General features: G+C 62.6%; 21 protein-coding genes. 14 read left to right on the top strand and 7 right to left on the bottom strand.

What is annotated here, in order from left to right:
• Positions 1 to 58: 58 nt before the first annotated feature.
• The gene (locus tag ACFC20_RS13240; RefSeq protein ID WP_375193427.1) at positions 59 to 2,914 is read right to left on the bottom strand and encodes a class I adenylate cyclase; all 2,856 of its coding nucleotides are present in this window, start codon (positions 2,912 to 2,914) and stop codon (positions 59 to 61) included.
• A gap of 109 nt (positions 2,915 to 3,023) precedes the next feature.
• Between ACFC20_RS13240 and ACFC20_RS13235 the strand changes: the two genes are divergently transcribed.
• Entirely contained in the window at positions 3,024 to 5,468 is a 2,445-nt protein-coding gene (locus ACFC20_RS13235; RefSeq protein WP_375193426.1) for an EAL domain-containing protein, read from the top strand.
• Positions 5,469 to 5,480: 12 nt separating this feature from the next.
• On the opposite strand, the gene argH is transcribed toward ACFC20_RS13235, so the two are convergent.
• The gene (gene argH, locus ACFC20_RS13230; RefSeq protein ID WP_375183528.1) at positions 5,481 to 6,890 is read right to left on the bottom strand and encodes an argininosuccinate lyase; all 1,410 of its coding nucleotides are present in this window, start codon (positions 6,888 to 6,890) and stop codon (positions 5,481 to 5,483) included.
• A 119-nt stretch (positions 6,891 to 7,009) separates the two neighbouring features.
• Here argH and ACFC20_RS13225 point away from each other — a divergent pair, with 119 nt between their 5' ends.
• From ACFC20_RS13225 to ACFC20_RS13200, 6 genes are all read left to right on the top strand, one after another.
• The gene (locus tag ACFC20_RS13225; protein ID WP_375193425.1) at positions 7,010 to 8,104 is read left to right on the top strand and encodes a sensor histidine kinase; all 1,095 of its coding nucleotides are present in this window, start codon (positions 7,010 to 7,012) and stop codon (positions 8,102 to 8,104) included.
• Complete coding sequence (locus ACFC20_RS13220) at positions 8,097 to 8,846, top strand: LytR/AlgR family response regulator transcription factor (RefSeq protein ID WP_375193424.1); 750 nt, start codon at positions 8,097 to 8,099, stop codon at positions 8,844 to 8,846. The genes ACFC20_RS13225 and ACFC20_RS13220 overlap by 8 nt, the downstream gene beginning before the upstream one ends.
• Before the next feature lie 106 nt (positions 8,847 to 8,952).
• Positions 8,953 to 9,894, top strand: a complete 942-nt coding sequence (hemC, locus tag ACFC20_RS13215; RefSeq protein ID WP_375193423.1) for a hydroxymethylbilane synthase — start codon at positions 8,953 to 8,955, stop codon at positions 9,892 to 9,894.
• The gene (locus ACFC20_RS13210) at positions 9,875 to 10,684 is read left to right on the top strand and encodes a uroporphyrinogen-III synthase (RefSeq protein ID WP_375193422.1); all 810 of its coding nucleotides are present in this window, start codon (positions 9,875 to 9,877) and stop codon (positions 10,682 to 10,684) included. Before hemC ends, ACFC20_RS13210 begins: the two co-directional genes overlap by 20 nt.
• 8 nt (positions 10,685 to 10,692) lie before the next feature.
• A complete protein-coding gene (locus tag ACFC20_RS13205; RefSeq protein ID WP_375193421.1) occupies positions 10,693 to 11,811 on the top strand; it encodes a uroporphyrinogen-III C-methyltransferase in 1,119 nt (372 codons plus the stop codon).
• Positions 11,808 to 13,049 (top strand): heme biosynthesis HemY N-terminal domain-containing protein, encoded by a 1,242-nt coding sequence (locus ACFC20_RS13200; protein WP_375193420.1) that lies wholly within the window; start codon positions 11,808 to 11,810, stop codon positions 13,047 to 13,049. Before ACFC20_RS13205 ends, ACFC20_RS13200 begins: the two co-directional genes overlap by 4 nt.
• Positions 13,050 to 13,077: 28 nt before the next feature.
• On the opposite strand, the gene ACFC20_RS13195 is transcribed toward ACFC20_RS13200, so the two are convergent.
• The 3 genes from ACFC20_RS13195 to rho form a co-directional block, all read right to left on the bottom strand.
• The gene (locus ACFC20_RS13195) at positions 13,078 to 14,082 is read right to left on the bottom strand and encodes a 2Fe-2S iron-sulfur cluster-binding protein (RefSeq protein ID WP_375193419.1); all 1,005 of its coding nucleotides are present in this window, start codon (positions 14,080 to 14,082) and stop codon (positions 13,078 to 13,080) included.
• 1 nt (position 14,083) lies between these two features.
• Positions 14,084 to 15,571 (bottom strand): 4-hydroxy-3-polyprenylbenzoate decarboxylase, encoded by a 1,488-nt coding sequence (gene ubiD / locus ACFC20_RS13190; protein ID WP_375193418.1) that lies wholly within the window; start codon positions 15,569 to 15,571, stop codon positions 14,084 to 14,086.
• A gap of 241 nt (positions 15,572 to 15,812) precedes the next feature.
• A complete protein-coding gene (gene rho, locus ACFC20_RS13185; RefSeq protein WP_375193417.1) occupies positions 15,813 to 17,075 on the bottom strand; it encodes a transcription termination factor Rho in 1,263 nt (420 codons plus the stop codon).
• 371 nt (positions 17,076 to 17,446) lie between these two features.
• Here rho and moaB point away from each other — a divergent pair, with 371 nt between their 5' ends.
• Genes moaB through ACFC20_RS13165 form a run of 4 tightly spaced genes read left to right on the top strand, consistent with a single transcriptional unit; the run spans position 17,447 to position 19,989 of the window.
• The gene (moaB, locus tag ACFC20_RS13180; protein ID WP_375193416.1) at positions 17,447 to 18,019 is read left to right on the top strand and encodes a molybdenum cofactor biosynthesis protein B; all 573 of its coding nucleotides are present in this window, start codon (positions 17,447 to 17,449) and stop codon (positions 18,017 to 18,019) included.
• Positions 18,020 to 18,050: 31 nt separating this feature from the next.
• Positions 18,051 to 19,262, top strand: a complete 1,212-nt coding sequence (gene glp, locus ACFC20_RS13175) for a gephyrin-like molybdotransferase Glp (protein ID WP_375193415.1) — start codon at positions 18,051 to 18,053, stop codon at positions 19,260 to 19,262.
• Between the two features lie 18 nt (positions 19,263 to 19,280).
• On the top strand, positions 19,281 to 19,541 hold the full coding sequence (moaD, locus tag ACFC20_RS13170; RefSeq protein ID WP_375193414.1) for a molybdopterin converting factor subunit 1: 261 nt from the start codon (positions 19,281 to 19,283) through the stop codon (positions 19,539 to 19,541).
• 1 nt (position 19,542) lies between these two features.
• Positions 19,543 to 19,989 carry a molybdenum cofactor biosynthesis protein MoaE gene (locus ACFC20_RS13165; protein ID WP_375193413.1) on the top strand — a complete coding sequence of 149 codons (447 nt, stop codon included), beginning with the start codon at positions 19,543 to 19,545 and terminating at the stop codon, positions 19,987 to 19,989.
• Positions 19,990 to 20,085: 96 nt separating this feature from the next.
• Here the strand turns inward: ACFC20_RS13165 and trxA are convergent, their stop codons facing one another.
• On the bottom strand, positions 20,086 to 20,412 hold the full coding sequence (gene trxA / locus ACFC20_RS13160; RefSeq protein WP_008169901.1) for a thioredoxin TrxA: 327 nt from the start codon (positions 20,410 to 20,412) through the stop codon (positions 20,086 to 20,088).
• Between the two features lie 300 nt (positions 20,413 to 20,712).
• On the opposite strand from trxA, the gene ppx reads away from it, so the two are divergent.
• On the top strand, positions 20,713 to 22,239 hold the full coding sequence (gene ppx, locus ACFC20_RS13155; RefSeq protein WP_375193412.1) for an exopolyphosphatase: 1,527 nt from the start codon (positions 20,713 to 20,715) through the stop codon (positions 22,237 to 22,239).
• A gap of 24 nt (positions 22,240 to 22,263) precedes the next feature.
• Here ppx and ACFC20_RS13150 read toward each other — a convergent pair whose 3' ends face one another.
• Complete coding sequence (locus tag ACFC20_RS13150; protein WP_375193411.1) at positions 22,264 to 24,228, bottom strand: ATP-binding cassette domain-containing protein; 1,965 nt, start codon at positions 24,226 to 24,228, stop codon at positions 22,264 to 22,266.
• Positions 24,229 to 24,273: 45 nt separating this feature from the next.
• On the opposite strand from ACFC20_RS13150, the gene ACFC20_RS13145 reads away from it, so the two are divergent.
• Entirely contained in the window at positions 24,274 to 24,831 is a 558-nt protein-coding gene (locus ACFC20_RS13145) for a TIGR02444 family protein (protein ID WP_375193410.1), read from the top strand.
• Positions 24,828 to 25,214, top strand: coding sequence for a DUF4124 domain-containing protein (locus ACFC20_RS13140; RefSeq protein ID WP_375193409.1), 387 nt, complete (start codon positions 24,828 to 24,830; stop codon positions 25,212 to 25,214). Before ACFC20_RS13145 ends, ACFC20_RS13140 begins: the two co-directional genes overlap by 4 nt.
• Positions 25,215 to 25,285: the final 71 nt, after the last annotated feature.

Here is a 25,285-nt window from a genome sequence, read left to right as displayed (position 1 = left end):
GCTACCCCTGAGTTCGTCATGCCGGCAGTATACCTGACACCGACCCTGCCCGGCGAGGTCAGAGGCGCTCCAGGTGACGGTTGAGGGCGTCCTCGAGAAACGACCGGTAATACAGATACTGACTGGTCTGGATGTCCTGTTGGTACACCCGAGGGTCCAGATCGTGGGGCAAGTGCACATCGGTGAGGTACACCGGGTAGTGCTCGTCGCTGCGCCGTAGCGATCGGATGTAGTGGGCGACGGCGGGAATCAGCTGGTCACCGTATTCCTGTACCGTAAACTCCTGGGCACCACAGAAGATGTCGAATCTAAGTCGGCTGTCACCTTCCTGGATGCCCACCGCCTGAACCTCCAGGCCCGGCAGGGGCGCACCGGAATCGGACTCATTGCGGCGCTCGGCGCGCCAGCCGTCCTCGCGCCGCACGAGCTCATAGCACTGGACGCCGGCAATCACGCCGGTGGAATCCGTTTGCCGCAGCATCCGTCGCTCTATCAGGTTGTCCAGGAACCGGAGCACCGGTACCAGCAGGTGGCGTCGGCTATTCATCGGCTGCTCCCAGCTGAACACCGAGCCCAGTTCATCCACCACCCAGAACCGGGTCCGTTCACCGGACACCCGGAAAAAGACCTGTATGGTGTCCGGCTCACTGGCCTGGCACACCGCCCGCAGGGCTGGCTCCTCAAGCAGGGCATGGCGATCAAACACCACGGGCAGGTAACGCTCCTGGGGCAGAGCGAGGTGCGCCATCAACGCGGCCAGGCTGTCCAATACAATGAACCCCGGCTCCTGCCCGTTGAACTGCAACACAAAAAAGCGTCGGTCCATTTCGATCACGTAGCGCAGGGGATGCGGACCCGCGCCACCGGCAAAGAACGGGCGGAGCACGTCGGCAAACAGTTCCTGAACCCGCCGGGCAATGGCCGGGCCGTGCCCACGGTTGTGACAGTGCACCTGAACCTCCGGCAGCTCGGCCGGGTTTGCTGCCGCTGACGCCAGCACATTCTTCAGGCACTGGACCAGCGTGTCGCCGGCTGCATAGTGTTGCAGGCTCACCTCGTGCCAGCTGTTGAAGGTGATCTGATCAATGCTGACCACCAGATTTTCACGGCCGCCGCTGAAACCCAGGGAATCGTGGCGGGCGCTGAGTTTGTGCAAGCCTTTTTCGGTGAGGTGCGCCTGCGGGTCGATGCCGACATTAACCAGCAGCAGGTGGCGCATCGGGCGCACGCCCCGCGACAGCGCGTCCCGATCGGCCGGAGCAATCGGGAACGACAGAAAGCCGGCAAGGGCGTCCAGCATTTCCCGCAGCTCACTCACCGAAGCCACGGTAGGGCCGGCGCGAACGTTCAGCCGGGTCGCCCGGTTCAGCAGACCATTGCAGTAGCACCACACCATCAGTTCGGCCAGGTTGCCGGAGCGACGAATCACCGGCTTCCAGAAGGCATCGGCCGGATCTTCCAGATCCCGGTAGAGCAGCCACCCCTCGCCGGCCCCACCCTGCTCCGACTGGTGATGAAAAGCCAGATTCTCTTCCGCCAGGGAAGGCGCCAGCCCGGGATTGATCTGCTCGATCTTGCCGGCCTTGCGCTGGAAGGCAGCGTACAGCTTGCGCCCCAGCAAATTGATATCACTGTCACTGATCGCGGCACGCTGACCGTGGTTTCGGGCCATCTTCGACAACAACCGGTAGCTGTGGGTCAGTTCGGCAACCACCGTACGGCGAAGCGCGGTGACCTGCTCGGCACGCCAGCGCTGGCGCTCGTCCAGCTCCAGCAGCTGATCTTCGGTCCAGCCCCACTCGGCCACCAGGCGCCTAAGCAGACCGGCCCGCCACTGGTCCGGCGATCCCTCCGCCCGGGTCAGGGGCAGACCGGCTTTCAGGTACAGGCTCCGGCGAACCAGATCGATGCGCGCGCCCGACTCCGGGCCCGACAGCCAGCCCGCCAGCCGGTCGTAGAGCATGACGTAGGGATCCAGACGGTCGGCGTGGGTTTCCCCCCGGTAAATGGCCCGCTTGAATTCAGCCGACAACAGCGGCTGATCAACGGTTCGGGCATAGCACTCGATCAGCAGCAGCTTCAGAATCGACTTCCAGGGCGCATCGATGCCCTTGTACAGCTGCCAGACCCCGGCGCCAAGAAACTCGGCCTCGGGGATCGCCGGCACTGGCCCGAAATCGATGTACTCGGAGGCCTTCACAAACCGGTAATCCACCAGGGTGCGCAGACACTGCTGGTAGTTGGCCTCCTGCTCCGCCGGCACCAGCCACCACATGGGCCAGGCACCGGCCAGGTGAATGCCGGTACGATAGAACTCGTCCAGCAAGAGGTAGTGCTGGGCGCTTCCGCAATTTTCACCAGTTACTTCCACACGCTCCCGACCGGCCCGCCAGTCGGCGGCGCAGAAGACGAAGACGTGCAGCTCCACACCCAGCGACTCAGCCCAGCGGGACAGTCGTTCTGCCTTGCGCTCAAGACAACGGATGCCCCGCTCCGGCAAATCGCTGCGGTGACACAGCCAGACATCGAGGTCACTGGCCACCGAGTGGCCGAGCGTGCCGGGGCTCCCCATCAGGAACATGGCGTCGAGGTCGGGCCGACGCTTGCCTTCATCTTTCAGACTGAACGTCCGGGCCAGCCGGCGTGCGGCATGGAGTGTGGCCGCCGACGGCGTGTAGTTCACCAGACCGTAGGGGCAATCGCCGTCCAGATAGCCGGGCAGCGCCGGGTGATTGAGGTGAAACACCAACGGCAGGATTTCCAGAACACTCTGCTGGCGGTAGGACAGCGCCGAATGGGCACGATTCCAGCGCTGCTGATTGACCAGAAGGAACCGGTCCCTCAGACGACGCAGGGTCTTGCGATCTATTCCCTCCTCGAAGTCGAGGGAAATCGGGGCGGCGTGGGCGGTCAAGATGGCTCCGGCGAGAGGTTCCTTTCGCAATCAGTATGCGTATGATGTGGGCATCGTTGCAAAACCCGAAGAAAAATAAAAGTTACTGAACCCCCGAGGCTCGCCGCTCGTGAAAGAGTTCATCATTCGCCGGTATCGGCCGGATTCTTCCCCGACTGCTGAACGCAGCACTGTTCTTCGCATTGACGACGAAGGCAGGATCCTGTTCGCAGACCACCACGCTGAGGCGATCCTCGGTTATGACAGCGGCGAACTGGAAGGCCAGTCAGTGCACCGGATCCTGGCGTCCCGCGAAGATGACCCGTTCGCGCCCGCCAACCGCCACCGGATCGAGCGTGGCCAGACGGTTCTGGTCACCTTCCGTCACAAAGAGGGTTTTTTCTACACCGCCAGCCTCAATCTCCGGCTGGAAATGCGTGATGCCGACAACGCGGCCAGCGCCACCATCGCCCTTAGTGACACCCCCGGCCGGGACGCGCGACTGCTCCGGGCGGCGGAATCCGGCGCCGGCTTCGGGCTCTGGGAGCTCGACACCGAGACCAATCAGATGACCTGGTCCGAAGGGATGTTCCATCTTCTGGAGCTGCGCCCGGGCACCGGAATCACCCCGGAACAGGCGCTGTTCTACTGCCAGACCGGGCAGACCAGGGTGCGCGCCCTGTTTCGTCGATGCATCCGGACCGGCCAGGGATTTTCCCTCGATCTCGACATCCTTACATCGCGCCAGAACCCGCGTCGCGTCAGCCTTAACTGTCGGGCCCTCAAAGCCAGCGGCCGCACGACCCGGTTGGGTGGCACTCTGGTAGACAAGACCGCCCGGATGCAGCTGGACCGAGTCCGCCGGCAGGCAGACCGGATCCTGTCGGCCATCAGCAGCGCAAGCCGAGATCTGGTGGTTGCGGTGGACGCTGCGTTCAACCTGACTCATTTCAATTCCGCATGGGCCACACAGTTCCAGGAAACCTTTGGCGTGGAACCCACCCTGGGCGCCAATCTCAGCCGTCTGCTGGAGTCTTTTCCCAACGAACGCAGAATGATGGAGCGGCTCTGGCATCGAGCCTTCGAGCGGGACAGTTTTGTGCTGGAGATGCCCATGGCCCAGCAAGCCAGGCCATTGCCGGTGTACGAATTTCACTACCAGCGACTGCTTGGCGACCACGGGGAGATTACCGGCGCGGTTCACGTGGCCCGACCGGTGGAGCCACGCGCCAACCAGGGGGCCAGCGACGACTATCGACTCCGTCATGATCCGGTAACCGGTCTGATGAACCGGCGGGAACTGGTGGCGCGGTTGCTCAGAACCCTCGAACAGAAAGCGCACCGGGCATCGTTTGACAGCCTTCTGTATCTGGATCTGGATAATTTCGAGCGCTTCAACGAGCAGGCCGGAAGCGGCACCTGTGACCGGTATCTGCGTGAGCTGGCTGGCAGTCTGGGTGTTCGGGTCCGGCAACGTGATGCCCTCGCGCGCCTCGCAGGCGACACCTTTGCATTGCTGATCGAGAACTGCCCCGAACCCCGGGCGCGGGCGATCGCCGAGGAGACCCTGGAGCTGATCGGCGACTTCGTTTTCGACTGGCAGGGCCACAAGCTCAGCACGACTGCCTCGGGCGGCCTGCTGATCATGGATCAGGATGTACCCACAGACCCGGAACAGCTGCTCGCCCAGGCGGCAGATCTGTGCCATACCGCCAAGACCTCTGGCCGAAACCGGGTGCACACCGCCAGAGCCCTGGCCCACCAGACCAACGACGCCGTTGCCAATGAGCGGGTGGCACAGATGCGAGAGGCTCTGGACAGCCACAACCTGATCCTTGAATACCAGGCCATGCGCCCCGTGGCCAGCCCGACCTGGGGTGACCACATCGAGATCCTGTGCCGGATACCGGCCGCCAGCGACACCGATGAGGTGCTCATGCCCCAGGATTTCCTCCCGGTTGCCGAGCGTTTCGATCTCGCCAAACGCCTCGACCGCCAGGTCATCCGCCAGACCCTGGAGTGGCTTGGCCGCCAGCCGCTGCTGGAGCCGAGGCTCAAATACTGTGGCTTCAACCTTTCGCTGGCCAGCGTACTGGATGACACCTTTGCCGAGTTCATGGCCGGCGCCCTGAGTGGATCGGCGTTCGCACCCGACTGTTTCTGCCTGGAAATCCGCGAGGCCCACGCCACCCAGTATCCCGATGACGTGGCGGTACTGTGCGATGCCTTGCACAAGGCGGGCTTCCGGGTGGCGCTGGACGGCGCGGGTGCGTCGGTCGAGAGCTACAGCCTGGCCGCCCGGTTGCCTGTGGACATCATCAAACTGGACCGGCGCATGGTTCAGCACCTGGCGGACGACCCCGTGCAGCAGGTGATGCTCGAAGCCCTGCACCGGATTGCCGAGGCCGCAGGCAAGGTGACGGTGGCCACTTTTATCGAGAGCGACGACGCCCTGCGCAAGGTACGGACCCTGGGCATCCACTACGGCCAGGGTTACCGGCTGTGTCGCCCGCAGCCCCTGGCAGAGCTGACCCCGGCGGCGGTAGACCTCGCCACCGGGCGGATAGGCGGGTAAATCCCGGGCTGGTCAGCCCAGCTGGCTGCGAGCCCGGGCAATGGCAGCGCGCACCTGATCCGGTGCCGTGCCACCGAGGTGGTTCCGGGCCTGGACCGACCCTTCAAGGGTCAGCACATCGAAGACGTCTTCGCGGATGTGGTCGGAGAACTGCTGCAGCTCTTCCAGGGTCATGTCGGACAGATCCCGGCCTTCGGCTACCCCGAACGCCACGGACTTGCCGACAATCTCGTGGGCATCCCGGAACGGCACGCCTTTCTTGACCAGATAATCCGCCAGGTCGGTGGCGGTGGAGAAGCCGCGTTTTGCCGCCACCCGCATGTTGTCGGCCTTGGAACGGATGGCCGGAATCATGTCGGCGTAGGCCTTGAGGCACCCCTTGATGGTATCCACGGTATCGAACAGCGGTTCCTTGTCTTCCTGGTTGTCCTTGTTATAAGCCAGCGGCTGGCTCTTCATCAGGGTCAGCAGGCTGATCAGGTGGCCGTTCACGCGGCCGGTCTTGCCGCGCACCAGCTCCGGCACGTCCGGGTTCTTTTTCTGGGGCATGATCGACGAGCCGGTGCAGAAGCGGTCCGGCAGATCGATGAAATCGAACTGGGCCGAGGTCCAGAGCACCAGCTCCTCACTGAATCGGGAGAGGTGCGTCATCAGCAGCGCGGCAAAGCTGCAGAACTCGATGGCAAAGTCACGGTCGCTGACCGAATCCAGGCTGTTTTCGGTCGGTCGATCAAAACCGAGCAGTTGCGCGGTCATTTCACGATCAATCGGGTAGGTGGTGCCGGCCAGGGCAGCGGCGCCCAGGGGCATCACATTGACCCGCTTGCGACAGTCCTGCAGGCGCTCGGCGTCGCGCACCAGCATTTCGTACCAGGCCAGCAGGTGGTGTCCGAAGGTCACCGGCTGGGCGGTCTGAAGGTGGGTAAAACCGGGCATGATGGTGTCCGCTTCGCGCTCGGCCAGGTCCAGCAGGCCCGCCTTGAGGCGCCGAAGCTCCTCGGCAATCACGTCGATCTCGTCGCGCAGGTACAGGCGGATGTCGGTGGCCACCTGGTCATTGCGGCTGCGGCCGGTGTGCAGTTTCTTGCCGGTAATACCGATTCGGTCGGTAAGACGTGCTTCGATGTTCATGTGCACGTCTTCCAGACTCACCGACCACTGGAAGTTGCCGGATTCGATGTCCGCCTTGACGCCCTTCAGGCCCTCAATAATCTGGTCCCGCTCCGCGTTGGTGAGCACCCCTACCTCGGCCAGCATAGTGGCGTGGGCGATGGATCCGGTGATGTCGTGGTGGTACAGACGCTGATCAAAACCGACCGATGCGGTGAATTTCTCAACAAAGGCATCGGTGGGCTCGCTGAAGCGCCCGCCCCAGGGTTTTTCAGAGCTTGTGGTCTGGTCAGACTTTTTCTGATCCGTCATGGTCTATCTTTCCTGCTGACAGCCCGGCATCATCTGGCGGGAACTGGGTACATTGAACGTGGCGGGAGTATACCATTCTGACCCCGGTTAAGGAGACATCCCGTAACAGGGACAACAGCGTGACCACGAACGACTTCTTCGTGCCGGATCTGTGCCGGGTGCGGGCCGTCTTCCTGTTGCTGGTCACCAGCGAACTGCTGGTGCTGGTGCTGTCAATTGTGCAGGCGGAGCGCGGCTGGATCGACTGGAACTACTTCGGCCTGTTGTCCCTGTTCGTGCAATGGACCACGCTGACCAGCGCCGCGCTGATCTGCCTGCTCCGGGCACGGCTGGCGCGCATGCGGGTGTCCTGGTCCACCGCTACCATCGTGGCGATCGTGCTACTGGATGTGCTGGCCTTCAGCCTGTTTGCCGACAGCGTGCTGCATCCGGTGGGCGGTGTGGCCGCCTGGCAGAGTGTGGCCAAGAAACTCCTGCTGGCGCTGCTGATCGTGCTGATGGTGTTGCGTTACTTCTACCTGCAGCACCAATGGCAGCAACAACGAGAGGCCGAGATGCAGGCCAACCTGGCTGCCCTCCAGGCCCGCATACAACCCCACTTCCTGTTCAACAGTATGAACACCATCGCCAGCCTGATCGCCGTCAACCCGGAACGGGCGGAAGACGCCGTACTGGACCTCTCGGAGCTGTTCCGCGCCAGCCTCCGCAGCGTCGATCAACTGATTCCCCTGTCACAGGAGCTGGAGCTTTGCCATCGTTACCTGGACATCGAAAGCCTGCGACTGGATGACCGGCTCCGGCTGGAATGGCAGGTCGAAGCTGGCCTGGAGCAGCAGGCAATTCCGCCCCTGACCCTGCAGCCGCTGGTGGAAAATGCCATCTATCATGGCATCCAGCCGCGGCCGGAAGGCGGTACCGTGCGCATTGAAGTCCAGAGCAAGGGCAAGTTTATCTACCTTCTGGTACAGAACCCCAAGCCGGACCACGGCAACCGACAGCACCAGGGCAACCGCATGGCTCTGACCAACATCCAGGCCCGTCTCCAGGCCTTATTTGGCGAACCAGCAGTGTTGAAACATAGCCACCATGACGGTATTTACACCGTAACCCTGCGTTTGCCGCGCCAGAAAATCACCGCACCGCCGCCAGCAAAGGCGGACTGGCGCAACCAGCGCACCACGGACACAACGAAGAGCGAGCCCTGCGATGACTGAGCCCCGCAGCGTCCTGATCGCCGATGACGAACCCCTTGCCCGGGAGCGGATCCGCCGGCTGGTGGACGCCATCCCCGGGTACCGTGTCTGCGGCGAGGCCGCCGATGGCGATAGCACACTCCGGCAGGTCGCCGAACTGGAGCCCGACATCCTGTTGCTGGACATCCGCATGCCGGGCATGGACGGCATGGAAGCGGCCAACCGCCTGAGCCAACTGCCCAATCCCCCGGCCCTGATCTTCTGCACCGCCTACGACCATTACGCCATCCAGGCGTTCGATGTGCAGGCATCCGCCTACCTGCTGAAGCCGGTTCGCCGGGAAGCCCTGGCCGACGCCCTGGCGCGGGCCGGCAGGGTCAACCGGGTCCAGCTGCAGACTCTGAATGGCCAGTCCGGCAACCAGGCGGAGCAACTGGCTGTACGCACCCACCGCGGCACCGTTCTGATCGACCTCTCGGAGATTCTCTACTGCGAGGCCGACCAGAAATACGTCACCATCCACCATACCCGTGGCGACACGGTGTGTGATTACACGCTCAAGGAACTGGAGAACAGTTACCCGGAATTCCTGCTTCGGACCCACCGGCACACTCTGGTGGGCGTGCGTTTTATCGAGGGGCTTCGACGGACGCCGGACGGCCACAACCTGATCCAGCTCAAGGATAACCGGGGCGAACTGCCAGTGAGCCGCCGCCACGCCAGCAGCGTGCGCCAGTGGCTCCAGGAACATCAGCCGGGCTGATTACGCGGAGCGGGCCGGTTTGCCGCCGGGCGCGGCTTCGCCACGGGACATTTGGACCGCCACAAGGTAACCTTGGCGGACATTTTCCGAACCGACTGTGAGTGTGATGTCCAAACGTACCCTACGCATTGCAACCCGCAGCAGCGCGCTGGCGCTGTGGCAGGCGGAGTTCATCAAGGCAGAACTGGAAAGACTGCACGACAACGTCAGCGTGGAGCTGGTCAAAATCAAGACCCAGGGCGACAAGATCCTGGACGTTCCCCTGGCCAAGATTGGCGGCAAGGGCCTGTTCGTGAAGGAGCTGGAAGAAGCCATGCTCGACGGTCGGGCCGACCTGGCGGTGCACTCAATGAAGGATGTGCCCATGGAGTTCCCGGAGGGGCTCGGCCTGGTTGCCATCTGCGAGCGGGAAGATCCCACTGACGCGTTTGTCAGCAACCGGTTCGATAACGTCGACGCCCTGCCCGAGGGTGCCGTGGTTGGCACCGCCAGCCTGCGCCGGGAGGCACAGCTCCGGGCCTATCGACCAGACCTCCAGATTCGCGTGCTGCGTGGCAACGTCAACACCCGCCTGGCCAAGCTGGACGCCGGCGAGTACGACGCCATCGTACTGGCCAGCTCTGGCCTGAAACGCCTGGGCTTTCACGACCGCATCCGCTACTGCCTGCCGGATACCGTATCGCTGCCTGCCGTGGGCCAGGGCGCCCTGGGCATCGAATGCCGGGTGGGTGACCACGAACTGCTGGCCATGCTTGAGCCGTTGAACCACAAGGACACCTCCGATCGGGTCAAGGCCGAACGGGCCCTGAACCGGCGACTGGAAGGCGGCTGCCAGGTGCCCATTGCGGCATATGCCCTGCTCGAGGATAACGATACGATCTGGCTGCGGGGCCTGGTCGGGGCCGTGGATGGAAGCCAGATTTTCCGCGTTGAAGGCCGCGCACCGCGGGCCGAAGGCGAGCGCCTGGGCCGGGAGCTGGCAGAGGACCTGCTGGCACTGGGCGCCGACAAGGTGCTGGCAGAAATCTATGGCCACACGCCCACCTGAGCCGGACCTGAGCGGCCGGCGGATCCTGGTTTGCCGGCCCGAACCGGAGGCGTCACGCCTGGCGCGCCGGTTCCGCGATGTTGGCGCAGAGGTTCGGGTACTGCCGATGATCGACCGGCAGCCGCTGCCGGAAACACCCGAGCGCCGCACGCTCATCCTCAGTCTCGATGAGTTTTCCCACGTCATCGCCGTCAGTCCTTATGCCGCTCGCCTGCTACTGGACGCCATCGACACCTGGTGGCCCCAGATACCGGTCGGCATCCGCTGGTACGGCGTGGGTGCTGGGACCGCTGCAGTTCTGGCCGAGCACGGGCTAAACCCACGTCTCCCTCCCAAGGGCTGGACCAGCGAGGCCCTGCTTGCCCTGCCCTCCCTGAATCACCTGGACGGAGAAAAGGTCCTGCTGGCGCGGGGCGACACCGGCCGTGAACTGATCCACAAGACCCTGCAGGCACGGGGCGCCCGGGTGACCGTGCTGCCACTGTATCGACGCCTTCCGGCGGAGCACTCCCCCGAGCTTCTGCGCGCAACTCTGAAAGACTTTGCCCCGGAGGCCATCGTTGCCCTGTCGGGCGAAACCTTGAACAATCTCATCGCACTGTGTGCGAATTACGGCCATAATCTATACGATAGGTTATTGATTGTTCCCGCAGATCGGGTCGCCGAACAGGCTCGTGCGGCGGGATTCCAGAACCCGTGTATACCAGGAAGCCTTGCCGATAACGACATCGTGGCCACGGTTGCAGCGCAACTTGCCGGCCGGGACGGTGGCTCCGGAAAAGCCAAGTAAGGACGCCCGTGACAGAGACAACGAACCAACTGCCCGTACCCGTTTCCAAGGAAACGCCGGCCCGTCAGAAACTCTGGCCCCTATGGCTGGTCGCCCTGATATCCCTGATCATCGCTGTCGCCCTGGCATTATGGAGCTGGCAGCAGTGGAACAATCACCAGGCGGTGATGCAGACCCTGCAGGATCTGCGACAGGACACGGCCCAGCTGGAGGATTTGTACGGCGACCGTGGCAGCCAGCAAAGCCAGCGCCTGCAGGCCCTGGAAGAGAAGCTGGCCAGCCAGCGCGAACTGATTGCCACACAGCAGCGCCAGATTGACCACAACGCCCGCGAATTGCTGGAAGCCGGTAACCGCACCCGCACCGACTGGCTGCTGGCCGAGGCAGAGTACCTGCTGCGTATTGCCAACCAGCGTCTGATGATCGAAAAGGATATTCGTGGTGCGCTGTCAGCCCTGCAGGCTGCCGATGAGGTACTGGCGGAGTCGGACGACATCGGCGTTTACCCCGTGCGCCAGCAGCTGGCAAAGGAAATTCTCGCGCTCAAAGGCATTGCCGGTGTTGACCGGACCGGCCTGTACCTGCAGCTGGAAGCGGCGATCGACAGCATTCACCAACTGACGGACCAGGCCCTGATCAGCGAAAACGCGCCCGGTTTCCTGACCGGCAATCAGAGTGGCGAATCCGGTAACGATGGCGCAGGTAACCCGCTGACCGAAGCCTGGCGCGAAGTTAAATCCACGCTCCAGCAGGTAGTGGTGGTCCGCCGGCTTGATGAGAAGGTCAAGCCGCTGCTGTCGCCAGACCAGAGCGCCTATGCTCGCCTCAACCTCCAACTGATGCTGGAGGAAGCGGAACTGGCCGTGCTTCGCGGCAACCAGGCGCTGTATGAGCGGGCCCTGGCCAAGGCGCGCTCGGCGATCGACGAATGGTACGACGCCAGCCATCCGCGGGTGGCGGCGCTTTCACAGTCCCTGGCCGAACTGGCCGCCAAGAACGTCGACCCGGAGCTGCCGGACATCAGCCAGTCTCTTGACCTGCTCAAGGAGCGACTGGCCGGACGCCTGAATGCCGGGTCGGAAGGCGGCACCAGCAACGCCAACGGTCAGGGGGGCGATGAGTCATGATCCGCCTGCTGCTGATAGTCCTGCTGGCACTGCTGATCGGCACCGGCCTCTCGCTCGGTCTGCAGTACGATCTTGGCTACATCCGCATCAGCCTGGGCCACTACCTCATCGAAACCAACTTCTGGGTCGGGCTGGGGCTGCTGATCGCCCTGGTGGTGCTGTCCGTCCTGCTGGTCAACCTGATTCGCCGGCTGAGGGCCAGCACAGGGCTGGTGGCGGGCTGGATTGCCCGAAGCAATGAACGCCGGGCGCGCCGCCGAACCACCCAGGGCCTGCTGGCACTGGCCGAGGGTAACTGGCCACGGGCGCGCAAACTGCTGACTTCCTCCGCGAGTCACGCCGATACCCCGCTGATCAATTACCTGGCCGCGGCCCAGGCGGCGTTCGAGGCCGGCGATCACGACGCGGTGGATGAGTTACTGCGCAAGGCGTTCGACAGCACCCCCGGCTCCGATCTTGCCGTGGGCATCACCCAGGCCCAGCTGCAACTGGCGGGCAATCGCCTGGAACAGGCCCTGGCTACGCTGGTTCGCCTGCGCAAACAGTCCCCACACCACCCATTCGTACTGAAGCTGCTGAAAAACACCTATCTGCGCCTGGAAGACTGGCGGGAACTGTCGAAGCTACTGCCGGAGCTGCGCAAGCGCAACGTCCTGCCCGAAGACGAACTGAACAGCCTCGAACGGCAGGTGTGGCACAATCTGCTGGAGCGGGCCGCCGAGGATTGCCGGCGTCGGCAGCAACAGGACCCCGACGCCTCGCTGGAACCCCTGACCCGGCTATGGGATGAGCTCCCGGGTTTCCTGCGCCGCGACGAGTACACCATTCGGGATTACGCCCGCCTGCTGGCCAGCCTGGGCGACGAAGTGCAAACCGAAACCCTGCTGCGCAAGGTGCTGCGTAATCACTGGAGCGACGAGCTGATTAATCTCTACGGACGGGTTCAGGGCCAGAAGCCTGATGAGCAGCTGCTGCTGGCCGAGCAGTGGCTGAAAGACCGACCCAACAATCCGGAGCTGCTACTGGCACTGGGCCGCCTGAGCCTGCGTAATGAGCTCTGGGGCAAGGCGAAGGAATACTTCGAAACCAGCCTTCGGCTGAAGCGCACACGGGAGGCACTGGCCGAGCTGAGTCGGCTGAACGCCCACATGGGTGAAGAGGAAACCAGCATCAAGCTGATGATGCAGGGCCTGGCCAGGGACAATGGCCTGCCTGAACTGCCGATGCCCCGGGCCTGATCACCGGGGCCTTTAGCCCCGGCCGGGCTCAGCCCCGGGGCGCGTATTCCAGAACGTCCGAGAAGAAGGCCTGCTCGGGCAGGCCGGCCTCCACCAGCGCATCCAGCAGGGTGTAGACCATGGTGGGGGAACCGCTGGCGTGCACCTCAACGTTGTTCCAGTCCATTCCTGAGGCCAGTACGGCACGCACCAGCTGGTCGTGGTGTCCGCCCCAGTCGTTATCCTCGTCGTCGCCTACCACCGGCAGGAAGCTGAATGGAGGCCACTCGTCCTGCCACTGCTGGGCCAGCGCGCGCAGATACATATCCTCATGCCGGCGCACACCCCAGTAAAGCTTGACCGGCTGGTTGAACGAGGTCTCCCGCAGATAGTCCACCAGACTCTTCATCTGGGCAAAGCCCGTCCCGGCGGCCACCAGCAGCATGGGCTTGGTCGGCACCGATGCCAGACAGGCCTTGCCATGGGGCAGCTCTACTGTCACTTCGCCACCCGAGGTGAGGGCATCGATGACTTTCTGGGCCGAGATCCACTCCGGCGTGGCCTGAATATGCAGTTCAATGTTCTGTGCCGACGGGCTGCTGGCAATGGAAAAATAGCAGGGGTCGGCATCCGGCAGGTTCACCGAGAGATACTGCCCGGCATGAAACGACAACTCCCGGCGGCGCGGAAGCTGCAGTTCAACCCGATAGACATCGTGACTGATGGATCGCACATCCACCACTTTTGCCTGATACTTGCCAGGCTTGTTGTTTCCAGCTGCCATAACGGCGGAAATCTCCAGTTCCAGATCCGTGAGCGCGACGGTTCGGCACATCATCAAACGCTCACCGGTCGCAAAGGTCTTTTGGTTTCGGGTATTGTGCGCCCGGCCAGCCAGCAGGCGGGCCTCGCAGATCTCACACACCCCGTTTCGACAGGCCGCCGGCACCTTGATGCCGGCACTGGCGGCGGCGCTGAGCAGATCAGATCCCGCCTCCGCCACGAAGGACAGACCTGAAGGCTGCAGACGGACGCGCCGGCTTGTTCTGGTCATATCACTCGGGGCGGCGAGGCGGAGTTTCAATACCCAGCGAATCCCAGAGGCTGTCCACCCGCTGTTTGACCTCCTCGGTCATGGTAATCGGCTCGCCCCACTCCCGGCTGGTCTCGCCCGGCCATTTGTTGGTGGCGTCCATACCCATCTTGGAGCCAAGGCCGGACACCGGCGAGGCGAAATCCAGATAGTCGATGGGCGTATTCTCCACCATCGTGGTGTCCCGCACCGGGTCCATGCGGGTGGTGATGGCCCAGATCACGTCTTCCCAGTTGCGGGCATCCACGTCGTCATCGGTAACAATCACGAATTTGGTGTACATGAACTGCCGCAGGAAAGACCATACCCCCATCATCACCCGCTTGGCATGGCCCGGGTACTGTTTCTTCATGGTCACCACTGCAAGGCGATAGGAACAGCCTTCTGGCGGCAGGTAGAAGTCGACAATTTCCGGGAACTGCTTCTGCAGGATGGGGATGAACACCTCGTTCAGGGCCACGCCGAGGATCGCCGGCTCATCCGGCGGCCTGCCGGTATAGGTACTATGGTAGATCGGATCCTTACGGTGGGTAATCCGCTCCACGGTAAACACCGGGAAATGGTCTACCTCGTTGTAATAACCGGTGTGATCCCCAAAGGGCCCCTCGGGCGCCACATCGTCCGGGTAGATAAAGCCCTCCAGGACAATCTCCGCGCTGGCCGGTACCTGCAGATCACTGAGGCCACACTGCACCAGCTCGGTACGGCCACCCCGCAGCAAACCGGCGAACGCATACTCCGACAGGGTGTCCGGCACGGGTGTAACGGCCCCGAGAATAGTGGCCGGGTCCGCTCCCAGGGCAACCGCCACCGGGTAAGGCTTGCCGGGATTGGCTTTCTGGAATTCCTGGAAATCCAGCGCCCCACCCCGATGACTGAGCCAGCGCATGATCAGGCGATTGCGCCCGATCACCTGCTGCCGATATATACCGAGGTTCTGACGCTCCTTGTTCGGCCCCCGGGTAATCACCAGCGGCCAGGTCACCAACGGCCCGGCATCCCCCGGCCAACAGTGCTGAACCGGAATCTGGTACAGATCCACCTGATCTTTTTCGATCACCACGTCCTGGCACGGCGCGGAACGCAGCACCTTCGGGCTCATCCGCATCACCTGCCGGAACAAAGGCAGCTTCTCGATGGCGTCGCGGAACCCCTTGGGAGGATCCGGCTCCTTCAGAAAGGCCAGCAGCTTGCCAATGTCCCGAAGCGCCGTGACATTCTCCTGCCCCATGCCCAGCGCCACCCGCTTGGGCGTACCGAACAGGTTGGCCAACACCGGCATGTCGTAGCCCTTGGGGTTTTCAAACAACAACGCGGGGCCGCCTGCGCGCAGGGTGCGGTCGCAGATTTCAGTCATTTCCAGATGGGGGTCGACTTCGACGCGGATGCGTTTGAGCTCACCAAGCTTTTCCAGCTGGTTGATGAAGTCCCGCAGGTCGTTGTATTTCATCGGTTACTCCGTTCAGATATGCCAGTACTACGGAGATCGCTGTTCGCTGGACCGCTTTCAGTCGCTCAGAACAAGGTGCGCGCACAGGGTATGAAGGCGGAGCCGGGGGTCGCCTCCCCGGACCGTGCATTGCCAGGGATGGCAATGCCGAGCCCCCAGGGATGGGTTTACGGCGTGTCCGGGGAGGCGACCCCCGGTTCTGCCCACCCCCAAACCCGGAGGCGCTGTTGCTAAAGCAGCATCAACGACGCTTCATCGACTGGAAGAACTCGTCGTTGGTCTTGGTGTCCTTGAGCTTGTCAAGCAGGAACTCCAGCGCCGCGGTGTCGTCTTCCATGGAGTGCAGAAGCTTGCGCAGGATCCAGACGCGCTGGATATCCGCCTCGGACATCAGCAGGTCCTCACGGCGGGTGCCGGAGCTGCGAATGTTGATGGCCGGGTACACCCGCTTTTCCGCAATCTTGCGGTCCAGGTGCACTTCCATGTTACCGGTACCCTTGAACTCCTCGTAAATCACCTCGTCCATCTTGGAGCCCGTGTTCACCAGAGCCGTGGCCAGAATGGTCAGGCTACCGCCTTCTTCCACGTTACGGGCCGCACCGAAGAAGCGCTTGGGCTTTTCCAGGGCGTGGGCATCGACACCACCAGTGAGCACCTTGCCGGAGGACGGGATAACCGTATTGTAGGCCCGGGCCAGACGGGTGATGGAGTCCAGCAGAATGACAACGTCCTTCTTGTGTTCCACCAGGCGCTTGGCCTTCTCGATCACCATTTCCGCCACCTGGACGTGACGGGCCGGCGGCTCGTCGAAGGTGGAGGCAATGACTTCGCCGCGCACCGTGCGCTGCATCTCGGTCACTTCCTCCGGCCGCTCGTCGATCAGCAGCACCATCACATGGCACTCCGGATTGTTGCGGGTGATGGACTGGGCTATGCCCTGCATCAACAGGGTCTTACCGGCCTTGGGCGGAGACACGATCAGGCCACGCTGGCCCTTGCCGATGGGCGCTACGAGATCCAGCACCCGGGATGAGAGATCCTCGGTACTGCCGTTACCCGCTTCCAGAGTCAGCCGCTCTTCCGGGAACAGCGGCGTGAGGTTTTCAAACAGGATCTTGCTTTTCGCGTTGTCCGGCTTGTCAAAATTGATTTCGTTGACTTTCAGAAGGGCGAAGTAGCGTTCGCCGTCTTTCGGCGGACGGATCTTGCCAGCGACCGTGTCACCGGTGCGCAGATTGAATCGCCGGATCTGGCTGGGCGAAACGTAAATGTCGTCAGGACCGGCCAGGTAGGAGGCATCGGCGGAACGGAGGAAGCCGAAACCATCCTGCAGAATTTCCAGTACGCCGTCACCGTAGATGTCTTCGCCGCTTTTCGCATGCTTCTTCAGAATGGTGAAGATCACATCCTGCTTGCGCGAACGAGCCAGGTTATCAAGGCCCATTTCTTGCGCAATATCGAGCAATTCGGGCACGGATTTCTGCTTGAGTTCAGTAAGATTCATAGTTTGTTGGATTTTCAGGAATGGAAGTAAACGAATATTGGAATGACAGGGGCGCCCCTGAACGAATTGATCAAATAAACGCTGAACTTGGTGCTGGCCAGTGGGAGCAACCGGTGAAGATGGAGTCCGGATTTAGGGTACTGGAGCCAGAGAGTGGGAACAACCGTTCGCCGGGCATGACGGATCATCGACCACCTGACTGGCGAATGTCAAGTGCGCTGGCCAAATTAACGCCAATTTTGTCCCGACCTGCGCACGGCGGGCCCGGCCTCCCCCTGATGGGTTACTCCCTTCCATTGAAAGCCCGGGATGGAGATACTGGCGTATAACCACGTTTCTGGAAACCAAAGCGCCATTCAGGAGTGCCTTTCATGAGCAGTGAACCGAGCAGCCAGCTGACCCCTCTTAATATTGCCCTGTTGACCGTATCCGACACCCGCGGCCCGGAGCAGGACACCTCTGGACAGTTTCTCGAGGACAGCGTGCTTGAGGCGGGCCATCGGCTGGTGGCGCGTCGCATCCTGCCGGACGACGTGTACCTGATGCGGGCACTGATCGCCGGCTGGATTGCCGACCCCGGCGTGCAGGTGGTGGTGATCACCGGCGGTACCGGGCTGATGGAAAGGGACAGCACCCCCGAGGCCCTTATGCCGCTGTTTGATAAAGCCGTCGAGGGCTTTGGCGAGGAATTCCGCCGGCTGTCGGCCCAGGAAATCGGCTCTTCTACGGTTCAGTCCCGCGCATTCGCGGGCATGGCCAACAACACGGTGATTTTCTGCCTGCCCGGCTCGACCGGCGCCTGCCGGACTGGCTGGAATGGCATTCTCAGCAGCCAGCTGGACAGCCGCCATACCCCCTGCAACTTTGCCGGTTTGGTGTTGCGCAAACCCGACAAGCCGATGCACCGCCTTGATGAGGTTATTGGCCAGCGTGCCGAACGCTGATTCCAGGCAAACAGGACGGAGTGCAAGATTGATGTCGAACCCTCAGTTAGCCTCGCTGGATGACGCCCTGGCGCAGATACTGGCGCAGGCCAGGGCACCGGGTCGCGTGGAAACGGTTGCCCTCGCCGACGCCCTTGGCCGGATACTGGCCGAAGACCAGACCGTACCGTGCGATGTGCCTCCCTCGGACAACAGTGCCGTCGACGGCTACGCTGTTCGGCAGGCAGACGTGCGCGGCGAGGCGATACCGGTGTCCGCCCGCTATCCGGCGGGTGAGGCAACCCGGCCGCTGGCGCCGGGGACCGCTGCCCGCATTTTCACCGGCTCGGAAATCCCCGCAGGGGCCGATTCCGTGGTTATGCAGGAGCGGGTCGAGGTAACCGAAGCGGGTATTGTCGTTCACGCCGAGGTCACAGAAGGCCAGAACATCCGCCGGCGTGGCCAGGACCTCACCGTAGGCGAACGAGCCCTGGCCGCGGGCACCCGGATCCGACCGCAGGAAATGGGGCTGCTCGCCTCCATGGGCATTGCCCGGGTTCCGGTGTTCGAGCGCCTGAAGGTTGCGGTGCTGTCCACAGGTGATGAACTGGTCGATCCAGGCACCGCGCTGGCACCGGGGCAGATTTACAACAGCAACCGCTACACCCTGATCGGAATGCTGACCCAGGCCGGATGCCAGGTGGTGCTCACGGAAACACTCCGTGACCAGCGAGAGGCTACCCGGGAGACCTTGCTGCGGGTAGCCGAGTCGTCTGATCTGGTCATCACCAGCGGCGGGGTATCCGTGGGCGAAGAAGATCATGTGAGGGCGGTGCTGGAAGAGTCCGGCACCCTGTCGCTCTGGCGGATGGCGATCAAGCCGGGCAAACCCCTGGCTTTTGGCAGCATTGGCAGCACGCCGGTACTGGGCCTGCCCGGCAATCCCGTCTCCGTGCTGGTCACCTTCCTGGTGGTGGGCATGCCCTATATCCGTAAATGCCAGGGCCGACTCAGGACCAGTCCGGTCGGCGAGCGGGTGGCCGCTGGCTTCTCCATCGATACACCTTCCTTCCGGCGGGAGTTCGTGAGAGCCAGAAAAGAGACCGGGGATTCCGGACTCTCCCTCGCTGCGTTCAGCAACCAGAGCTCCGGCGTGATGAGTTCGGCCTGCTGGGCAGAGGGCCTGGCGGTGGTGCCGGAAGACACCAAGGTATCCCCGGGTGACCTGTTAACCTATTATTCCTTCTCGGAACTTTTGAACTGACCAGTTAACGAGCTGAGTATGAGTGACAACACAATTCACGTTCGCTTTTTTGCCCGCCTGCGGGAAGAGTTGAACACGGACACCCTGACTGTAGAAGCCGAGCCCGGGCTGACCGCCGGTGACATACTCGCCAGGCTGTCTGCCAAAGGCGGCCCCTGGGCCCAGCTAAAGGGCGATCAGCCGGTGATGATTGCGATCAATCAGGCCATGGCCAAGCCGGGTTCCGCGGTCCAGGCCGGCGATGAGCTCGCCTTCTTTCCACCGGTCACCGGAGGTTGAGATGATTTCGGTACAGCGTGAGGACTTCGACCCGGCCGCGGAATACCTTGCCCTGCGCGACAGCGGCGCTGGTACCGGCGCCATTGCCACGTTTACCGGCCTGGTGCGGGACAGCGGCGACCTGCAGGGTGTAACGGGACTGTTTCTAGAGCACTACCCGGGCATGACCGAACAGGTGATTCAGGGCCTGATTGACCAGGCCTCCAAACGCTGGGATGTGCGCAAGGCCCGGGTGATCCATCGGGTGGGCCGCCTGGCCCTGGCCGACCAGATCGTCTTCGTTGGTGTGTGCAGCGCGCACAGGGGCGACGCCTTTGCCGCCTGCGAATTCATCATGGACGCTCTGAAGACCACCGCCCCGTTCTGGAAGAAGGAAATCACCAGCGATTCCGAGCACTGGGTCGAGCAGAAGGAGTCCGACCTGGACCGGTCCCGGGGCTGGCAGTAACCCCCGCCCGCAAGCTCACCGACACTCCGGAAACAGGCACAAAAAAACCGTCCGTGAACTCGGTTCAGGGACGGTTTTTTTTCAGCCGGACGACAATCAGAGATTGCTGTCGAGGAAGGCTGCCAGCTGGGACTTGGAGAGCGCGCCGACCTTGGTGGCGTCCACATTGCCGTTCTTGAACAGCATCAGGGTCGGAATGCCACGGATGTTGAACTTCGGCGGAGTCTGCTCGTTTTCGTCAATGTTGAGCTTGCACACCTTCAGCTTGCCGTCGTATTCATCGGCAATCTCTTCAAGCACCGGCGCAATCATTTTGCAGGGGCCACACCACTCGGCCCAATAGTCCACCAGTACCGGAACATCAGACTGGAGTACGTCCTGCTCAAAAGACGCATCGGTTACATTTACGATATTTCCGCTCATTACCTTTTCCTGATTCGTGCACCTCTGGGAATTCACCGGACCGCTCCCATGGAGCTGAAACCGGCGCAGGTGCTGTTGACTGTCGCTGAAAACCGTTCCGGACGTCCGGGCGGCTTTCACCCAAATCACGGTAGCCATTACTTTACGCGATTGATCAACCGGATGTGAAGCAGTAGATCCTTCTCAGTCGGGGTAACACCGCCCGGCGGCAGCCAAATCGCTCAACCACCGGTTGCTGACAGGCCTGAGGGATTTCGCTTATAGTACCGGGCAAGTTCACCTCAAAAGGATTTCGACCACGTGACGGCCGCATCCACCGCCGACAATGCCGTTTCCCCGCCGGAGGTGCTCGCGGCCATCGATATGGGCTCCAACAGTTTCCATATGGTGGTTGCCCGGCTGGTGCATGGTGAAATCCGCACGCTCGAGAAAATGGGAGAAAAGGTCCAGCTCGGCGCTGGTCTCGACCCGCACAATCGTCTGACCGAAGACGCCCAGGAACGGGCACTGGCCTGCCTGGGCCGGTTCGCCCAACGGCTCAAAGGCATGCCGCCGGAGGCGGTGCAGATCGTTGGCACCAATGCCCTGAGAGTGGCCCGTAACGCCCACCAGTTCATGAACCGCGCCGAGGAAGTACTGGGTTACCCGGTGGAGATCATTGCCGGTCGCGAAGAGGCTCGACTGATTTACCTGGGCGTGGCCCATACCCTCTCGGACGACTCCGGTCGCCGGCTGGTCATCGATATTGGTGGCGGGAGCACGGAATTCATTATCGGCCAGCGCTTTGAACCCCTGGAGCTGGAAAGCCTCCACATGGGCTGCGTGTCGTTCCGCAACCGCTATTTCGCCGATGGCAAGATTACCCGCCGGCAGATGGATCGTGCCGTGACCCACGCCGAGCAGGAAATGCTCAACATCCGGCAGCACTACCGGAACGTTGGCTGGCAAAGCACCGTCGGCTCCTCCGGTTCCATCAAGGCCATTGCCAGTGTGCTGGCGAATCTCAAGATTACCGACGGGACCATCACTCTCACCGCCATGCAGGAACTCCGCAAACGACTGGTGGACATGGGCAAGACCGAGCGCCTGGGGGATCTGGGCGTGCGAGCTGATCGCCAGAGCATTTTCCCCGCCGGTTTCGCCATCCTGATGGGCGCCTTCCAGTCCCTGGGCATCTCCGAGATGGCCTTTGCCGACGGCGCACTGCGAGAAGGCCTGCTGTACGACATTGCCGGGCGGATTCAGCACGAGGACGTTCGGGAGCGCACGATCTCTGCCTTGCAGGAGCGCTACCATGTGGACCAGGAACACGGTGCCGCGGTGGAACAGACAGCCATCGCGGCCTGGAGGCAGGTGGCCCGCGACTGGGGATTGAACACCCCGGCGGACGAGGAAGTGCTGCGCTGGGCCTGCCGGCTGCACGAGATCGGGCTGACCATTTCCCATAGCCAGTACCACAAACACGGCGCCTACCTGCTGCGTTACTCGGACCTGCCCGGCTTTACCCAGCAGTTCCAGAAAGACCTGGCGACCCTGGTGCGCGGCCACCGGCGCAAATTCAGCCCGGCCATTTTCGAGGGCGTCGAGCCCGAGGACATTCCCAGACTCCGCTACCTGTGCGTTCTGGTGCGCCTGGCGGTGCTGTTGCAGCACCCCCGAAACCTGGAGGCACCACCGGAATTCACGCTGACCGCCAAGCAGGACGCCCTGGCCCTGAGCTTCCCCGATGGCTGGCTGGACGACCGCCCACTGACCCTGGCCGATCTGGAGAACGAGCGCGACTACCTCGCCAAACAGGACTTTACCCTGGAACTGAACGGGGGCTGACCCGGCCCTCACTCCCGGGCAGCGTCAGCCGGCCAGCTCGGCCTCCATGGATTCCACCGTTTCGCTGACCTCAAGCCACTGCATTTCCGCTTCTTCCAGCCGGGTATTGGCGGCCGCCTGCTCTGCCAGCAACTCCTTCAGGCGCCCTTTGCCACTGTCTTCGTAGAGAGACGTGTCTGCCAGGGCTTCCTCCAGACCGGCAAGGGTTTTCTGCAGCTTTTCCATTTCCGCCTCCAGGGCCGCCTGCTGTTTGCGATACGGGCTCAGCTTCTGGCGCAGGGCCGCCTCCGCACGCTTTCGGGCCTTGCGGTCTTCGGCGCTCTCGGCCGTATTTTCGCCGGCGGCCTGGCCGGCACTCGCCACGGCATTGGAGCCGGCGCTATCCGCAGACGTCCGTCTGGGGGCCTCGGTCTCATCCTTTCTCCGATCGGCCAGCCAGCGCTCATAATCTTCGAGGTCGCCCTGGTATTCCGTCACCCGGCCCTCGTTCACCAGCCAGAATTCGTCAACGGTATTCCGCAGCAGGTGGCGATCGTGGGAGACCACGACAATGGCCCCATCGAAATTCTGCAACGCCATGGTCAGGGCCTGGCGCATTTCCAGGTCGAGATGGTTGGTAGGCTCGTCCAGTAACAACAGGTTGGGACGCTGCCAGGCTATGGTCGCCAGGGCCACCCGGGCCTTCTCGCCACCGGAAAACGACCGGATCGGGCTCAGGGCTTCATCGCCGTGGAAATCAAACCCGCCCAGGAAGTTGCGGATGCTCTGTTCCGAGGCTTTCGGGGTCAGACGCTGCAGGTGCAGGAAAGGACTGGCGTCCAGATCCAGGGATTCCAGCTGGTGCTGGGCGAAATAACCAATGGCCAGGTGCTCGCCGCAGGTTCGTTCTCCGGCCAGCAGGGTGGCCTGCCCCCGAAGGGCGTCCATGAGTGTGGACTTGCCCGCACCGTTGGGTCCGAGCAGGCCAATGCGGCTGCCTGGCAACAACGTCAGGTTGATGCCATCAAGCACGGTGGTATGACCATGACCGGCACGGCCGTTACGAATCGACAGCAGCGGATTGGAGACCTTTTCGGCGACCGGAAACTCGAAACTGAACGGCGAATCGATGTGGGCAGGCGCAATCCGCTCCATCCGTTCGAGGGCCTTGACCCGGCTCTGGGCCTGACGGGCCTTGGTGGCCTTGGCCTTGAACCGGTCGATAAAGCGCTGGATTTCCGCAATCCGGGCCTGCTGGCGCTCGTAGCCGGCCTGCTGTTGAGCAAGCCGTTCACTACGCTGGCCCTCGAAGGCCGAGTAGTTACCCGTGTAGAGCTCCAGCTTGCGCTGATCAAAATGCACCACATGAGTGGCCACCCGGTCCATGAAATCCCGGTCGTGGGAGATGAACAGCAGTGTTCCCGTGTAGCGGCGCAGCCAGTTCTCCAGCCAGAGACAGGCATCCAGATCCAGATGGTTGGTCGGCTCATCCAGCAGCAACAGGTCCGAAGGGCGCATGAGCGCCTGCGCCAGATTCAGCCGAATCCGCCAACCACCTGAAAACGCCGATACCGGTCGATCAGCATCGGAATCCGAGAAACCCAGACCACGCAGCAAGGCCTCGGCGCGCCGGCCTGCCGACCAGGCTTCGTGGACATCCAGCTCGCCATGGATTCGGGCCATGGCATGGTCGTCACCGGCGGACTCGGCCGCAGCCAGCGCCCGCTCCAGCCGGCGCAGGTCGATGTCCCCATCCAGCACGAAATCGCGGGCGCTACGGCCCGACGCTTCGACCTCCTGCGCCATGTGGGCGATCCGGCAGCCACCAGGCAGCGAGGCACTGCCCTGCTCGGCGCTGAGCTGGCCCAACAAGAGCTGGAACAGGCTGGATTTTCCGGCACCATTGGCCCCCACAATGGCAACGCGTTGGCCCGGCTGGATGGTCAGATTGACGGATTCTAGCAACCAGACGCCACCACGTTGTAAACTGAGATCGGTTATCGTTAACATGGTTTAACTTTTTCAACGTATGTAATCAGGTAAGGCTCAGCGCTTATGTCGAGCAGCTCGGCGACAGCCCCGGATCCATCGACTCTGCCGCTGGAACTACCGGTCGACCTGGAGGCCGACAATCCGCTCTGGCAGTTTGCCCTGATGCTCTGGCAGCAGCCAAAGGTTGAGGCCAGCTGCCTTGCCTTGCAGGCCCAGGGTTGGAGTGTTACCCGGCTTCTGTGCGCTGCCTGGCTGTCGGTTCGAGGCAGGACCTTCACCGGCGCCGAGGACGCTACGGTAACAGAGTGGCGGCGCCGTGTAACCGGCGCTCTGCGCTCTGCCCGCAAAACGCTGCCGACCGACCTGGCGCCCTATCACAAGCTTCGCTCCGGCCTTGCCGCGCTGGAACTGGAAGCCGAACAGATTGAACTGGCTCTGGCGTGGAAAACGCTCATGACCGACAACCCGGACCATGCTGACATGCAGGGAAGCGACACACTGATCCATACCAATCTCGCGGCGGCGGCGCCAGGCTCAAGCGTTGAACAACGCGCGCTGCCGCTGATCCATGCACTGGCCGGTGCTCTGGCCCAACTTTCCATGGGAGACCACAAGCCATGATGATGAGATGGCTCATACGGCTCTCGTTTCCGGCCCTCGGTTTACTGCTGCTACTGATTTTCTTCGGCCTCAGCGATCCCGGGCAACTGTCAAAACCGGTGGCAAGCGAGGAACAACCGGAGATACCTGCCTTCGAGGGGCTGGTGCCGTCTCCCGTCCCGACCGATGGCCCGGAAATCGTGTTCAAGTGGCAGGATACGGACGGCAACTGGCACTATGCCGATCAGCCACCTGCGCAGGGTCCCTGGAACACTCTGGCGATCGAGAGGCGCGACAAGGTCTTTCCGCCCAGTCGCTCTCCCGAGCCCGAGACCGACTGGCGGTCCCCCTACAATGCTCCGTTCTCCCTCGGGCCACCATCCGCAGGCAGCAACGGCAGCTAGACCGACACGTCGGCTTGGTTAACACATGTTCAGTGGCATCTCGGCACAGAACCCGTTACCTTCTCCGTTCT

The sequence above is a fragment of the Marinobacter sp. genome, assembly GCF_041984545.1.
Classification (GTDB): domain Bacteria; phylum Pseudomonadota; class Gammaproteobacteria; order Pseudomonadales; family Oleiphilaceae; genus Marinobacter.
Note: the sequence above shows the minus strand (reverse complement) of the source record. Positions and strands in the feature narration are given on the sequence as shown.

Bases quoted from the DNA above. Each gene is read 5' to 3' on its own strand.
- argH (WP_375183528.1), bottom strand. From the start codon at position 6,890: ATGACGGATCAGAAAAAGTCTGACCAGACCACAAGCTCTGAAAAACCC.
- ACFC20_RS13220 (WP_375193424.1), top strand. From the start codon at position 8,097: ATGACTGAGCCCCGCAGCGTCCTGATCGCCGATGACGAACCCCTTGCC.
- hemC (WP_375193423.1), top strand. From the start codon at position 8,953: ATGTCCAAACGTACCCTACGCATTGCAACCCGCAGCAGCGCGCTGGCG.
- ACFC20_RS13210 (WP_375193422.1), top strand. From the start codon at position 9,875: ATGGCCACACGCCCACCTGAGCCGGACCTGAGCGGCCGGCGGATCCTG.
- ACFC20_RS13200 (WP_375193420.1), top strand. From the start codon at position 11,808: ATGATCCGCCTGCTGCTGATAGTCCTGCTGGCACTGCTGATCGGCACC.
- ACFC20_RS13195 (WP_375193419.1), bottom strand. From the start codon at position 14,082: ATGACCAGAACAAGCCGGCGCGTCCGTCTGCAGCCTTCAGGTCTGTCC.
- ubiD (WP_375193418.1), bottom strand. From the start codon at position 15,571: ATGAAATACAACGACCTGCGGGACTTCATCAACCAGCTGGAAAAGCTT.
- rho (WP_375193417.1), bottom strand. From the start codon at position 17,075: ATGAATCTTACTGAACTCAAGCAGAAATCCGTGCCCGAATTGCTCGAT.
- moaB (WP_375193416.1), top strand. From the start codon at position 17,447: ATGAGCAGTGAACCGAGCAGCCAGCTGACCCCTCTTAATATTGCCCTG.
- glp (WP_375193415.1), top strand. From the start codon at position 18,051: ATGTCGAACCCTCAGTTAGCCTCGCTGGATGACGCCCTGGCGCAGATA.
- moaD (WP_375193414.1), top strand. From the start codon at position 19,281: ATGAGTGACAACACAATTCACGTTCGCTTTTTTGCCCGCCTGCGGGAA.
- ACFC20_RS13165 (WP_375193413.1), top strand. From the start codon at position 19,543: ATGATTTCGGTACAGCGTGAGGACTTCGACCCGGCCGCGGAATACCTT.
- trxA (WP_008169901.1), bottom strand. From the start codon at position 20,412: ATGAGCGGAAATATCGTAAATGTAACCGATGCGTCTTTTGAGCAGGAC.
- ACFC20_RS13150 (WP_375193411.1), bottom strand. From the start codon at position 24,228: ATGTTAACGATAACCGATCTCAGTTTACAACGTGGTGGCGTCTGGTTG.
- ACFC20_RS13145 (WP_375193410.1), top strand. From the start codon at position 24,274: ATGTCGAGCAGCTCGGCGACAGCCCCGGATCCATCGACTCTGCCGCTG.
- ACFC20_RS13140 (WP_375193409.1), top strand. From the start codon at position 24,828: ATGATGATGAGATGGCTCATACGGCTCTCGTTTCCGGCCCTCGGTTTA.